Below are 14,115 nucleotides of genomic sequence, written 5' to 3'. Positions count from 1 at the left end.
ACCAGAGCGACCACGCACCCGGCGTCAGGGCGGCGACGTACACTAGGGGAGGCGCCACCGCGTTCCACCGGCTGCTTCGCTCCCTGACTCGAAGGGGTTCGTGGCTGTCCGGTACCAACGGACGCACTCTCCCTGGCATTGCACGCGGTTGCCTTGAGAATCAGTGTTCCCAATTCTCGAGGAGGACCATGTCTAGTTTCGATCGCCCAGAAGACGACCGGCATGCCCCGCTCGACCCGGCCACCACGTCGGCCAGCCCCGAACTGTCGATCAGCCACGCGCCTGAGCTCGTTCTGCTGACCCCTGACCCCCGCACCCGCCGCTTCGACCGGGAAGACGTCGTCGTGCGCAAGGGTGAGATCAATCTGATCAACGGACACTTCACGCCGCGCGAGTCCCGGGTCAAGGACCTGCTCGCCGTCGCCGACGTGCTCGACGCCGCCGGCATCGACTTCCTGCTCGTGCGCGGCGACCATGACCGGCCCGTGATCGCGGTCGACCGCAAGCGCCGCAAGCAGCTCACCCGCATCCTGATCGCAGCGTTCGCGAAGGAGCCCTTCTACGCCCTGCCGCTGGACGGCAGCCTGACCCAGCCGTTGCTGCTGGCCGACGGCGCCCTGTCCACGCTGCGCGCATCATCCGTGTTCCGGGTCTACCGCCCGCGGATCGAACCGATCGGCCGCCTGCGGTACGGCGCCGAGACGGCCTTTCAGCTCGAACTCTGGTACTTCGGTGAGGACGAGATCGTCGCCCCGGTCGAGAACTCGCTGATGCGCACCCGGATGCCGCGCGCCGAGGTACGCGAGACCACGATCGAACTCTTCGGGCGCACCTGGCGCACCCTGCAGCACATGTTCGACGACCTGGCCAGCGACGTCAGCTTCGACATCGACATGGTCTTCTCCTGGGTCGACGGCTCATCCAGCGACTTCCAGCGGGAACGGGCCAAGCGCATGCAGGCCTACGTCGTGGGCTCGGGCGACGAGTCTGAGGCCCGCTTCCGCCAAATCGACGAGCTGAAGTACGCGCTCCGCAGCGTGTACATGTTCGCGCCCTGGGTGCGGCGCATCTTCATCGCGACGGATTCGCCGGCCCCCGAGTGGCTCGCCGAGCACCCGCGCGTCACGATCATGCGCAGCGAGGACTTCTTCCCCGACACCAGCGCACTGCCGACCCACAATTCGCACGCCGTGGAGAGCCAGCTGCACCACATCCCCGGGCTGGCGGAGCACTTCATCTATTCCAACGACGACATGTTCTTCGGCCGCCCGGTCGGACCGGAGCTGTTCTTCTCCCCGGGCGGCATCACCAAATTCGTGGAGGCCTCCACCCGGATCGGCCTGGGCGAGAACGACCCCAGCCGAAGCGGGTTCGAGAACGCGGCCCGGGTCAACCGGGCGCTGCTGCGCGAACGGTTCGGCAAGGTCACCACCCGGCACCTCGAGCACACGCCGGCACCGCTGCGGAAGAGCGTGATGGCCGAGCTCGAGGCCGAGTTCCCCGAGGACTTCGCCCGCACCGCGGCCAGCCGGTTCCGCTCCGCGACGGATATCTCGGTCACGAACTCGCTTTACCACTTCTATGCACTGATGACGGGGCGCGCGGTCGAGCAGACCCAGGTGCGCTCGCTCTACGTGGAGACCACCCTCAAACTGGCCCTGCGCCAGATGAACAAGCTGCGCAAACGCCGCGACCAGGACATGTTCTGCCTCAACGACGGCAGCTTCCCCGAGATCTCCGACGATGTGCGCCGTGCGGCCGTGACCGAATTCCTCGAACGGTACTTCCCGATCGTCGCCCCCTGGGAACGCGAGTTCCAGGCCGACGCCGGGCAGGCGCCGACCGTGCCGGCGGGCGGCGAGTTGTCGGTCGGCGCGCTGTCGGTCGGCGCGCTGTCGGTTAGCCCGCTGTCAGTTAGCCCGCTGTCAGTTAGCGCAGAACCCGGATCGGTGTGGTCATTGGGGGTTCACGGAACGCTGGCAGAGTACCCGCGGGCATGATCCGGATGCCGTCGCCCGCCAGGCGCCGGGCGCTCTCCGCCGCTTCGATGTAGTCGAGCGCCGGGTAGTCGCCGAGCGGCACCACCGAGTGCAGCACCGTGTCTGCGTAGACGTGCACGAGGTTGAAGGTGCGGGCGCCGTCGCGGCCGCGGGTGCCGCCGACCGGAACGTTCAGGTCCTGGGTGTAACAGGTGGCCGAGGCCACGGAGACCGGAATGCCCGCGAACATGGCCGTTGAGGAGTAGTGCAGGTGGCCGGCCAGGATGCTGCGCACATCCGTTCCGCGCAGCACCCGCGCCAGCGCGGACTGGTCCTGGAGTTCGACCGAGACGGCCAGGTCGAGCACGCTCGGCACGGGCGGGTGATGCATGGCCAGGATTGTGCCGTCCGGGGCGGGGGTGCGAAGCTCCCGGGCCAGCCAGTCGAGCTGGGCGTCGGTCACGGCGCCGTAGTGGTGGCCGGGTACGGAGGTGTCGAGCGTGATGATGCGCAGGCCGCCGATGTAGTCGACGTGGTCGATCGGGTCCGTGTTCGGCGCCTCGTCCAGCAGCGTGGTGCGGAAGGCCGCCCGGTCGTCGTGATTGCCCATCACCCAGAACACCCGCGCTCCGAGCCGGGCGGCGGCCGGCTCGACGATGCCGCGCAGGGTTGCGTACGCATCCGGTTCGCCCTTGTCGGCCAGATCACCGGTGATGATGATGGCATCCGGGCGGCCCGAGGATGCTTCGACGTCGGCGAACAGCCGGGCCAGGTGGGCGGTGCTGTCGACCCGGCCGTAGAGGCGCCCGCCGTCGGCGAGCAGGTGGGTGTCGCTGAGGTGAAGCAGGAAATGATCCGGCCTGGGGTATTCGGCCGTTCGAATGTTCACTGAATATCCATTCGTTGGTGCTGTTAACTCTTCGGTGAGTCCGCTGACTCTACTCCGAATAGTGCATCAGCATCGGGTGAACATGCGGTGTACACCGCGAAAACACAACGAAGGGCCCGGAGCGCAATGCTCCGGGCCCACCCGTTTCGTTCGTCAGGCCTTCGCCTTCTTCGTGCCCGCTTTCGCGGACTCCGTCACCTGCATCGTCGGCTCGCCCGAACTCTGCACCTCGATCTTGCGGGGCTTGGCCGCCTCGTGAACGGGGATCGTGACGGTCAGCACGCCGTTGTTGTACGTGGCGCTGATGTTCTCGACATCGATGCCCTGGCCCAGGTTCAACTGACGCAGGAACGAACCGGCCAGGCGCTCCCGGGTGATCCACTTCACGTTTTCGTGGTTCGCCATGGTGCGCTCCCCACGGATCGTGAGCAGCTGGCCGTCGACGTCGATGTCAACCGAACCCGGATCGATCCCGGGCATGTCGGCGCTGAGCACGTAGTGGTCACCTTCCCGGAAGAGGTCCATCGGCATCACGCGCGGGCCCCGGTTGTCGATCAGAGCGGAGGCCATTCGGTCCAGCTCGCGGAACGGGTCATAGGACGTTGCCATAGCGATTCCTTTCATCGGCCGGGTCTGGTCAGATCGTCGGATCGAACCGGAGGTCCGGCTGGTTCTTGGGCGGTTTGCTTCCAGAGTTGAGTCTTGGGCGCTCAACTATTGCCAATGTAACCGCGCTTGAGCGGTGCCGCAATCGGCCCAGGGTCCCGTTCTGTTCGCGCTCAGCGAAGGGCTTCCTGCGCGATGGATGGCTACGGGTACGTCAATCCGGAGGTCGAGTCGGGGAAGACGGGCTTGTCCAGGCTGTCGTTCTCGTAGGCCTGCGTGGGCTCATGGGCGGCGGCGGCCGCGCGGCGCCGCTCCGCCTCGAAGTCGCCTTCGAGACCGGTGAAACCACCCGGTTCCGGCTCGCGCTTCGTCTTCTCTTTTCGCTGGAACCAGCCCAGTCCATGACCTTTTCTCAAATTTCAACGGTACGCCGACCCCTGCCGAGTCAAGAGCGCTCGATGGTGCTTCCCCAGGCGGGCCGTGCGAAGGTGGAATGTGCGCACCTCGTCAACGATCAGCCCCGTTCGCTATCTGGCCGGAATGATCACCGCCATCCTGGTGTTCACCGGGATCTACCTGTTCTTCGTGCGCACCCTCGCCGGCCAGACCATGGACCAGCTCGCCTTCGACGGCGCCGAGTTCGGACGCCGCAGCGTGACCCCGCTCGCGCAGCAGCTGCTTGATGCTCTGCCCCTGGTCTCCGTGGTCGCGGGTCTGGTGCTCGCCGGCATCGTCACGGCCGTGCGCCGCAACGGCAAGACTCTGATCGTCGCCTTCGGCGCGGCGCTGGCGGCCGTGCTGACCACCCAGCTGCTCAAGGGCGGGCTGCTCTCTCGGCCCGACCTGGGTGTGGAAGGGTACGACGGGAACTCGTTCCCGTCGGGGCACACGACCGTGGCCGCGGCATCCGCTCTCGCCATCTTTCTGGTAGCGAGCCCCCGCACGCGCTGGCTGGCCGCACTCGGCGGTTCGGGGTTCGCCATCGCCGCCGGGGTGGCCACACTGGCCAACGGCTGGCACCGGCCCAGCGACGTGATCGCGGCGCTGCTGGTGGTGGCCGTGTGGGGCTGCGTCGCCGGCCTCGTGCTGACCCGCGGGCCGTGGGCGTCGACCGCCGCGCGCGGCGGATCGGCCGGCGTGGGCGGCCGCGTCCAGCTCCGGATTCTGGTTCCCTTCGCCGTCGTGGCGGCGGCCGCCTTCCTGGTCACGTACTTCCGGGCCTTCGGCGAGACCCCCGGCCCGTTGATCGCCTACATCGGCGGTGTCACGGCGATCGTCGCCGCGGGCCTGGGCGTCGCGTTCGCGGGCACCCGGCTGTTCTCGCGCCTGCCGTAGGCCGGCGCCGATCGGTTTCGTGGCGGCTGAGCATCTCGTGTGCCGTCCGCGTCATCGCGTGTCCCGGGGGTGTGGGCGGCTGGCCTGCGTGTAACACTGAGGGCATGTCCGTCACCCTCAGAGCGCTGCAGACCGTGGTTCCGCCGACAGTATTGATCCAGGAGCAGGTGCGCGACGTGTTCGCGTCGCAGCCGGATCTCAGCCGACTCGGAAAACGGCTGGTGACGGTCTCCTTCAATCTGTCGGGCATCGACACCCGGCACAGCGTCATCGACGAACTCACCCTGGACACACCCGCCCGGGAATCGGAGGTGACCGACCCGCAGTTCTTCGACCCGGCGACGCAGCGGCTGCTCCGACCCAGCACCCGGGTGCGGAACGAGCTCTACATCGTCGAGGCGACCAAACTCTTCGTGGAAGCCGGGCGCCGCGCGCTCGCGGCCTGTCCCGGCATCGAGGCATCCGATGTGACGCACGTTGTCACGGTGTCCTGCACCGGCTTCTTCGCGCCGGGCCCCGATTACATGCTCGTACGCGAGCTGGGGCTGAGCCCGGCCACCCAGCGCTACCACCTCGGATTCATGGGCTGCTACGCCTCGATGCCGGCGCTGCGCACGGCGAAGCAGTTCGTCGAGGCCGATCCCACCGCCGTGGTTCTCGTCGTCAGCGCCGAACTCTGCTCGCTTCACCTGCGCACCTCCGACGACCCCGACACCATCGTGGCCTCGTCGCTGTTCTCGGATGGGGCGGCCGCGGGGATCGTCAGCGCCCGGCCCCCCGAGCCGGGTGAGAAGGCGTTCAACCTCGACCTGTTCGAGACGGTCATCACCCCCATCGGCGAGGAGGACATGGCCTGGAAGATCGGCGACGAGGGGTTCGAGATGATCCTCAGCACCTACGTGCCGCACATCATCGACCAGCACATCGAGGGCGCCCTGGCACCGCTGTTCGCCCGGGACGCCCAGCTCGCGGCGGTGCTCGCGCCGGCGGTGCTCGCGCCGGCGGTGCTCGCGCCGGCGGTGGGCGGGGACGCCGCGGCCGGGTCGGTCGCGACTCTGGTGGCGCCGCCCGCGCTCGCCGACACCCCCGCCACGGCGATCGCGCACTGGGCGATCCACCCGGGCGGGCGCAGCATCCTGGACAAGACCGAGGCCAAGCTGGGCCTCAGCGAGGCGCAGCTCGTGCCCTCACGCGAGACCCTTCGCAACTACGGGAACATGAGCAGCGCCACCATCCTGTTCGTGCTCAAGGCGATCATGGATTCCCCGGACGCGACCGACGGAGAACGGGTCTGCGCCATGGCGTTCGGGCCAGGGCTGACGGTTGAATCCGGCTTGATGACCGTCACCGCCGGATAGCGGCGTGGGCATCCGTTCTCTGGGGCTGCGAACTCTGGGGCTGCGTGCGAGCGACGCCGTCGAGATCATGGACGACCCGGACTGCGACCCGGACCGGCTGACGAACACGTACGCGAACTTCAAGTACGTGAACGCGGTCGTGTCGGGCTGGCGCGGGATGTACCGGCGCGAGATCCGGCCGACCCTGTCTTCCACCCAGGAGCGTACGCTGCTCGACATCGGGTCGGGCGGCGGCGACATGGCGCGGGCGCTGGCGCGGTGGGCCGCGCGCGACGGCCTGCGCCTGCGGGTGACGGCGATCGATCCGGATGTCCGCGCGCACGCCTACGCGACCGGCCTGCCGCCGTTGCCGGGGCTCACGTTCCGGCGGGCGCTGAGCTCGGCGCTGGTCGCCGAGGGCCTGGTGTTCGACTTCGTGGTCTCCAACCACGTGCTGCACCACCTCACCGGGGAGCAGCTGGGCGGGCTGCTGGCCGATTCGAAGCGTCTGGTCGGCGGCGGCGGCGGCGGTGCTCGTGCTCGTGTCGGTGCTGGTGCCGGTGCCGGTGCTGGTGCCGGTGCTGGTGCTCGTGTCGGTGTCGGTGCCGGTGCCGGTGCTGGTGTCGGGCGGGTGTTGCACGCCGACATCGAGCGCAGCCGGTTCGCGTACCTCGGATTCGGTCTGGGCACCTGGCCGTTGTTCCGCCGGTCGTTCATCCGCGACGACGGGCTCACGTCGATTCGGCGCAGTTTCACGGCGGCCGAGTTGCGCGCGGTGGTTCCGCCGGGCTGGCGGGTGACGCGGGAGCATCCGTCGCGCCTCGTGCTGCGGTGGCCGGCTCCGGCCGCCACAGTGCCCATTCCGGTCGAGAGTGACCGGCGCGACGGGCACTCTCGACCGGAACGGGCACTGTCGGAAGAGGGCGGGCCGGGGAGCGGGCGACCGGTGCGGGACGTGATCGTGGTTGGCGGCGGCCCGGTGGGGATCCTGCTCGCCGGGCTGCTGGCCGTGCGGGGCCTCGACGTGGAGGTGCTGGAGAAGCGGGCGGAGCCGTCGCTGCGGTCGCGGGCCATCGGCATCCACCCGCCGTCGCTGCGTGCCCTGCAACAACTGGGGGTGGCGGACGCGGTGATCGACCGGGCGGTGCGGATCCGCGGCGGCCTCGTGCGTTCGGGCGGGCGCACCCTCGGACGCCTCGTCTTCGCCGATACGGCCGACCGGCACGACCGCGTGATCTCGCTGCCGCAGTACGAGACCGAGGCGGTGCTGCGCGCCCGCTTCGAGGAGCTGGCGCCCGGCCGGTTCCGCGGCGGCGTGACCGTGGCCGGGGTGCGCGACCGCGGCGACCGCGTCGAGGTTTACACGGATGCCCCGGCCGCGCCCGGTGGGTCCGGCGAGACTGCGGGGGCCGGGTCGGGGTCCGGTGCCGGTGGCGCCGGCGAGCCCACTGAGGCAGCTGGAGCAGGTGGGCCTCGTGAACCCGGCGAAACGCTCGAGGCCCGGTATGTGGTGGCGGCCGACGGCGCCCGCAGTCTGCTGCGCGACCTGGTCGGCATCCGCTGCACGGCTCGCACCGGAGGCGAGACCTACCTGATGAGCGATTTCCCCGATGCCGGCGAGCACCCGGGTGAGGCCATCCTGTTCTTTGAGCAGGGCGGCGTGGTCGAGTCCTTCCCGCTTCCGGGCGGCCGGCGCCGCTGGGTGGCCATGACTCCCACCCTGCTCACGGATGCGACGAGCGCGGACCTGGCCGCGATGGTCGCATCCCGCACCCGTGTGCACCTGCCCGCAACCTCGGCCGCGGCCAGCTCCTTCTCGGTGCAGCAGCGACTGGCCCGACGGATGGTGGCCGGCCGGGTCGTGCTCGTGGGCGACGCGGCCCACCAGATCAGTCCGATCGGAGGCCAGGGCATGAACCTCGGCTGGCTGGACGCGCTGCAGCTGGCCCCGGCGTTGGAACGTGCGCTTCGGGACCCGGTGTCCGGTCCGGGCGTGCTCGCCGACTACGACCGCCGGCGCCGGCGCAGCGCCCGGATGGCCGCGCGCCAGGCCGGCTTCAATATGGCGATGGGAAGCCCAGCGCAGGGGCTGCGCCTCCGCGCGCGGAACGGCTTCGTGCGCGCGCTGGCCGTCCCGCCGGCGAGCGCCGTCCTCGCCCGCGCCTTCACCATGCGCTGGCTGTAGCCCGCTGGCTGTAGCCCGCTGGCTGTAGCCCGCTGGCTGTAGCCCGCCGGCTCGTTCGCCTGATCGGTTCGGTGCCGTGGGGCCAAGTCAGGAGAAACCAGCGGCTGGCGCGGTCGGCACCCGGAAATCCGCGGGGGACGCGGCCGCGATGCCACTCTTCTCCTGAGTTGGCCACGGCGCACGAGCGGCTTCCGGTGCCCGGCCCCGGAAGCCCAGTCCCATGCGTGCATAACTCCTGCAGTTTGGCCACGTGGAGACCAGATCTCCCGGGAATCCGCGGGCGGCCCCCCGACTCGGATCCCAATCTGCAGGAGTTATGCACCGAGGCGACGGATGATCCCCGCCGGCGAGGTCGCGCCGGTCGCGTGGCGAGCCGGGGGTCAACTCAGGAAAAACCTGCGCATGAGGCTGCCCGCCCCCGGAAACACGGGGGTCCGCAGCCGCCGCAGCCCGAATCTCCTGAGTTAGCCACACCGCATCGGCGCGCCCGGACCGTCGAACCGCTGGGCGGCCCGACCCACGCACTCCCGGAGAATTCGCCGCCATCCCGATGGCTGGACCGGCAACGGCTAGCATGACGCCATGACTCTCCCCGAAGTTGTCGGTCTGCCCGCTGTCTTCGCCCTTCCCGGCGCCTGGGATCTCACCGGCCGCACGGCCCTGGTCACCGGGGCCGGCAGCGCCTCGGGCATCGGCTTCGCCGCCGCACGGATGCTCGGCGAGTTGGGCGCACAGGTCGTGCTCACCGCCACGACCGAACGGGTGCACGAGCGCGTGGCCGAGCTGTCCGCAATGGGTGTGCCGGCATCCGGCGTCGTCTGCACCCTCGACACCGAGGCCGGCGCGCTCGTGCTCGTCGACGCGCTCGCCACCGCGGGGCTGGCTCCCACGGTCCTGGTCAACAATGCGGGCATGGTCGCGGTCGGGGACGCCGAGATGCTGCACGGCGACATCAGCACGACCGAGGCGGGGGAGTGGGACCACGGCCTCGCGATCAACCTGTCGACCGCCTTCCACGCGACACGCACGGTGATCGGCTTCATGCACGCGGCCGCCTGGGGGCGCATCGTCACGGTGTCCAGTGTGAGCGGGCCGGTGATGGCGTCACGCGGAGACCTCACCTATGCCGCGGCGAAGGCCGGACTCGCCGGGCTCACCCGGGCGCTCGCCGTGGACGAAGCCTTGCTCGGCATCACCGCGAACGCGGTCGCGCCGGGCTGGATCCAGACCGGGTCACAGCTGGACAGCGAGGCGATCGAGGGGGCGCTTGTGCCGGTCGGGCGCAGCGGCACAGCGGCGGAGGTCGCATCCGTCATCGCATGGCTGGCCTCGCCGGGCGCGTCGTACGTGACCGGGCAGACGATCGTGGTCGACGGCGGCAACAGCGTGGCCGAGGAACGCCGGTAGGGAAGCCGGTTCGGCGACCGACTGGCAGGCGAGTGGGCGGCCATGGGGCGGCGAGCGAGCGGCTCGGGTGCGGTCCGGGTGCAGTTGAATGGACTGGTGACTTCCGCACTGATCGACCGCCTCCGCTCCGACCTCGCCACCGCCAACTACTCGGTCTCGGCCCTGACCGGACTGTGGGGCATCGAAGCGGATGCCGCGCTGCGCCGCAATCAGCGGGTTCCGGCGCTGCGGGCGCTCGCCGGCCTCCGGGAGAAGCTCGGGCACACCGAACCCTGCGCCACGCTGGCCCGGCTGTTCGTGCTCGGCCTGCCCGTCGACCGTGCGGACCTCGACGCCGCCCTCCCTGCGCTGGGCGCCGCCGGGGCGGAGGAGCTCGGCCTCGCGGCATCCGTCACGGTCGGCGACGCCGGTACCGGCGGATCCGGCGATGCCGGCGATGCCGCTGACACCGGTGACACCGCTGACACCGGTGACACCGGCTACGAGTCCCACGCCGCTCTCCGCCCCCTGCTCGAACTGCGGCCGTACACCTTTGTGGACGCGCACGGCGCCGGAAGCTGGTGGATCGCGTCCGACCTGGGCGAGCTCGCACTCGGCCACGCGCTCGGCGAGAGCCATGTGCTCGGGGTGGGCGGGGCATCCCTCACCCTGAGCGGGCTGCTGATCCCCACCGAAGTGGTCAGCGCGCTCGACCTCGGGACCGGGTGCGGGATCCAGGCGATGCACGCGTCCCGGCACGCCGAACGGGTCGTCGCGACCGATATCTCCGCACGCGCACTCGAGCTCGCGGCCTTGAACGTGGAGCTCAACGGCATCGGCAACATAGAGTTCCGCCTGGGCAGTCTGTACGAACCGGTGGCGGGGGAACGGTTCGACCACATCATTTCCAACCCGCCGTTCGTGATCACCCCGCGGGTCGCGGGCGTGCCGAGCTACGAATATCGCGATGGCGGCATGGTCGGCGACGCCCTCGTCGAGGCGGTCGTGCGCGGCGCGGCCGACCACCTCACCCCGAACGGCGTGGCCCAGTTGCTCGGAAACTGGGAATACCACGCCCGCCAGGACGCCTTCGACCGCCTGGCGGGCTGGCTCGACGCCCCGGCGTCCTCGTCGCGCCGGTCGAACCCTGCGTCTTCGGCGATCACGGCGACCCCGGCGGTTTCGGCGCGCCCTGACGAATTCGACGGAGATTTTGCCCCAAACAGCTCGAATTCGCCACCTGCGACACCTCCGGGAGCAAAATCTCCGTCGAATTCGCACGAGGCCGTGCGGGCGACGGATGCCGCGGCCCTCGAGGCGTGGATCATCGAGCGGGAGGTGCAGCCGCCCACGCTCTACGCCGAGACCTGGATCCGCGACGGCGGCACCCGCGCCGACACCGCCGACTTCGACCGCCTCTACGGCGCCTGGCTGGACGATTTCGAGGCCCGCGGCGTGACACAGGTCGGCTTCGGCTACCTTCTGCTTCGGCGGCCGGCCGCCGCTCGGGTGCCCGGTGCGCCTGCCACGCCTGCCACGCCCGGGCCCGGCCTGCGCCGCCTCGAGCGCCTCCCCGGCGCCCTCGGCCACAACCCGGCCGGAATCGGCAGCTACCTCGCCGACTGCCTGGCCGCCCACGACTGGCAGGCGGCCACGGATGACGCCCACCTCGCCCGGGCCCGCCTCGTCGTCGCGCCCGACGTCACGGAAGAGCGGCACTACTGGCCCGGCCAGGAAGACCCGACCCTGATGACACTGCACCAGGGCAGCGGCTTCGGCCGGTCGATCCCGCTGGACACCGCACTCGCCGCGCTGGTCGGCGCCTGCGATGGCGACCTCGACGTCGGCTCCATCGTCGCGGCGCTCGCCCAGCTGCTCGAGGTCGACCAGCGCGAGCTCAGCGCGGACCTCCTGCCGAGGGTGCGTGAGCTGCTGACGGACGGTTTCCTGCAACTGCCGGTGCCGCCCGGGTAGCGCGAGCGGGCCGCCGGGATCCGGGCTGGCCGGCCCCCGAACCGCACCCACCCGCCGCCCGCCACCCGACCCCGCCCGCCATCCGCCCGCCATCCGCACCCATCCGCATCCGCCCGCCATGCGCCCGCCATCCGCACCCATCCGCATCCGCCCGCCATCCGCCCGCCATCCGCACCCATCCGACCCCGCCCGCCGCCCGCCCACCTCCGCGCCCTACCGCCCCGGCCCCCGCGCCTGAGGTAGTTTGGACGTACTGCCCGACCAGCTCGGAAAGGAGAGCGTCAGCGCCGACAGCGGCGTGCCATTCCCCTGACGCGGACACGCCATGAAACGTCGTACCTTTCTGATCGGCTCGGTCTCGGGACTGAGCCTGGTCGCCCTCACCGCGTGCGTTCCGCCGAGCCCCCGGCCCACGGCATCCGTGAGCCCGTCGCCCACGCCGACCCCCTCGCTGGTGCCTAAACCGGAGAACGTGCGCCGCACCTCCTGGTCGGCCGACCCGTTCGCGCGCGGCTCCTTCAGCTTTCCCGCCGTCGGCGCCACCCCCGAGCAGCGTGAGGCGCTCGCGACCCCGGTCGACGGCCGCCTGTTCCTCGCCGGCGAGGCCACCTCGATCGACGCGCCCGGCACCGTGCAGGGCGCCCGGGCCTCTGGCATGCGGGCCGCCCGAGACGTGCAGGCAGTCGCCACGGCCGGGGAGCGGATCGCCGTGATCGGCGCCGGAATCGCCGGGCTGACCGCGGCGCGAGCACTCAAGGACGCCGGCTTCGACGTCGTCGTGGTCGAAGCGCGCGACCGGATCGGCGGCCGCATCGACACCGTCACCGACAAGAAGTGGCCGTTCCCGATCGAACTCGGCGCATCCGTCGTGCGCGCCAGCGGCACCACCACCCTCGACGAAGAACTCATCGGCCTCGGCGTCATCACGGCCCCCTTCTCCCGCACCTCCGAGACGCGCACCTCCGACGGCCTCGTCGTGCCCGTGCCCGACACCGGCGCCCAAGCCGTGAACGCGGCCCTCGCCTGGGCCGCCGACCAGCCCGCAGACGTGTCCGTGGCCCGGGCCCTCGCCGATTCGGGCGCGTCCAAGCTGTCGACGACGGATGCCGACACCGGCGTTTCCGACGCCGACTGGCTGGACTACGAGATCACCACCGTGCTCGCCCTGAACTCCGGGGCCGCCGTCGACGACCAGTCCGGCTGGTACACCCCGGCAGCGCCCGGCCTCGACGAGGACCGCCTCGTTCTCGGCGGCTTCAACGGTCTCTTCGACGCTCTCCTGGAGGGTATCGACCTGCTCGGCTCGAGCGTGGTCACCAGGATCGCCTACGGCGAGAGCGGCGCCAGTCTGCGCCTCGGCAACGGCGAATCGCTGGGCGCCGACCGCGTCATCGTCACGGTGCCGCTGGGCGTGCTGAAGACCAAGGTGATGGAGTTCGACCCGCCGCTGCCGTTCGCGCACCGCGGCGCCATCGCCGCGCTCGGCATGGGCACCCTCGACAAGATCTGGCTGCAGTTCGCCGAGCCGTTCTGGGACACGGACGCCCCGCTCTGGACCACGGTCGGCGGCGACGATGACTTCCGGGTCTGGATCAACATGGTGCCCTTCACCGGCGAACCGGTCCTGGTCGGGCTGGTCGCCGCGGAAACCGCGTTGCGCCTGGCGGAGGTCGGAGACGACGAATTCCTGGCCGCGGCGCTGGCCAGCCTGGTGCCCTTCGTCTCCCCGATGGACACCGCGACACCCACCCCAGCGCCGAAATAAAACAGTCGGATTCGCCGGACGCGAAACCCCGGGCCGCACCGTGAAACCGCGAAACGCGTGTCAAAAAAACTTTAGAATCGCCGCAGTCAACCCCGCGCGATTCCGGGTTTCGTGGTGTACACTCCTGCCAACGTCCAGTCGGTGAAGAATGGCCCTTTCGAGGGCCGGTTTCATGCAGGTACGGTCCGTGGTGGTGACCTCCGCCCCGGTGCCGGCTCAGAGGTCCAGTCGTTACCCCGACTGGCGTTGCCGACGGATTCCGTTCGGGGGAGTAACCCCGGTTCGTCAACCGGCCCGTTTCGTACCGTCGACCATCCAGTGCGGTCGCCACTGAGATGCCCCGCTCGCCCGCGACTGCACCACATCTGTTCTACCGCATGATTGCTGTGTTCCCATGGATACCCTGCTGGATCTCGAATCCGTCATTCTTCTCGACTTTGACTCCGACCTGCCTTGCGAAGGCACCCACCACATCCGAGGCCTGAGCGGCCATTCGCCCACCGCTCCCGGCGCGTACATGGTGATTTCGCCCTGCTGCGGGCCCAAGGTGGTGCAGTGCTCGCCCCGGGTACTCGCCATGCAGGCATCCGGAGTGCTCTACTGTGGCGCATGCCGCATCGAGCATATGACCAGCGAATACACCTTCATCCCGCTGTAAC

At 70.2% G+C, this 14,115-nt stretch carries 11 protein-coding genes; 8 read left to right on the top strand and 3 right to left on the bottom strand.

Features of this window, described 5'->3' with window-relative positions; genetic code table 11:
* The first annotated feature begins 188 nt into the window (after window positions 1-188).
* Complete coding sequence (locus tag E3O49_RS09720; RefSeq protein ID WP_198417478.1) at window positions 189-2,000, top strand: stealth family protein; 1,812 nt, start codon at window positions 189-191, stop codon at window positions 1,998-2,000.
* Here the strand turns inward: E3O49_RS09720 and E3O49_RS09715 are convergent.
* From E3O49_RS09715 to E3O49_RS09705, 3 genes are all read right to left on the bottom strand, one after another.
* A complete protein-coding gene (locus E3O49_RS09715) occupies window positions 1,930-2,868 on the bottom strand; it encodes a phosphodiesterase (protein ID WP_134366080.1) in 939 nt (312 codons plus the stop codon). The genes E3O49_RS09720 and E3O49_RS09715 overlap by 71 nt on opposite strands.
* Before the next feature lie 153 nt (window positions 2,869-3,021).
* A complete protein-coding gene (locus E3O49_RS09710) occupies window positions 3,022-3,477 on the bottom strand; it encodes an Hsp20/alpha crystallin family protein (RefSeq protein WP_134366079.1) in 456 nt (151 codons plus the stop codon).
* A gap of 200 nt (window positions 3,478-3,677) precedes the next feature.
* Window positions 3,678-3,890, bottom strand: coding sequence for a hypothetical protein (locus tag E3O49_RS09705; protein ID WP_134366078.1), 213 nt, complete (start codon window positions 3,888-3,890; stop codon window positions 3,678-3,680).
* 79 nt (window positions 3,891-3,969) lie between these two features.
* On the opposite strand from E3O49_RS09705, the gene E3O49_RS09700 reads away from it, so the two are divergent.
* The 7 genes from E3O49_RS09700 (at window position 3,970) to E3O49_RS09665 (ending at window position 14,114) form a co-directional block, all read left to right on the top strand.
* On the top strand, window positions 3,970-4,809 hold the full coding sequence (locus E3O49_RS09700; RefSeq protein ID WP_198415994.1) for a phosphatase PAP2 family protein: 840 nt from the start codon (window positions 3,970-3,972) through the stop codon (window positions 4,807-4,809).
* Window positions 4,810-4,913: 104 nt separating this feature from the next.
* The gene (locus E3O49_RS09695; RefSeq protein WP_134409912.1) at window positions 4,914-6,167 is read left to right on the top strand and encodes a type III polyketide synthase; all 1,254 of its coding nucleotides are present in this window, start codon (window positions 4,914-4,916) and stop codon (window positions 6,165-6,167) included.
* 4 nt (window positions 6,168-6,171) lie between these two features.
* Complete coding sequence (locus E3O49_RS17110) at window positions 6,172-8,331, top strand: FAD-dependent monooxygenase (RefSeq protein WP_338144988.1); 2,160 nt, start codon at window positions 6,172-6,174, stop codon at window positions 8,329-8,331.
* A gap of 582 nt (window positions 8,332-8,913) precedes the next feature.
* Window positions 8,914-9,738: an SDR family oxidoreductase gene (locus tag E3O49_RS09680; RefSeq protein WP_134364863.1), complete on the top strand. Its 825-nt coding sequence runs from the start codon at window positions 8,914-8,916 to the stop codon at window positions 9,736-9,738.
* 96 nt (window positions 9,739-9,834) lie between these two features.
* On the top strand, window positions 9,835-11,691 hold the full coding sequence (locus E3O49_RS17105) for a DUF7059 domain-containing protein (protein ID WP_244285281.1): 1,857 nt from the start codon (window positions 9,835-9,837) through the stop codon (window positions 11,689-11,691).
* A 325-nt stretch (window positions 11,692-12,016) separates the two neighbouring features.
* Window positions 12,017-13,456, top strand: coding sequence for a flavin monoamine oxidase family protein (locus tag E3O49_RS09670; protein ID WP_134365380.1), 1,440 nt, complete (start codon window positions 12,017-12,019; stop codon window positions 13,454-13,456).
* Window positions 13,457-13,850: 394 nt separating this feature from the next.
* A complete protein-coding gene (locus tag E3O49_RS09665; RefSeq protein ID WP_134365381.1) occupies window positions 13,851-14,114 on the top strand; it encodes a hypothetical protein in 264 nt (87 codons plus the stop codon).
* Window position 14,115 lies beyond the last annotated feature (1 nt).

Origin of the sequence: Cryobacterium shii (assembly GCF_004402595.1) — a bacterium.
Classification (GTDB): domain Bacteria; phylum Actinomycetota; class Actinomycetes; order Actinomycetales; family Microbacteriaceae; genus Cryobacterium; species Cryobacterium shii.
The sequence above is the reverse complement of the archived record's forward strand: the minus strand, read 5'-3'. Positions and strand labels throughout refer to the sequence as shown.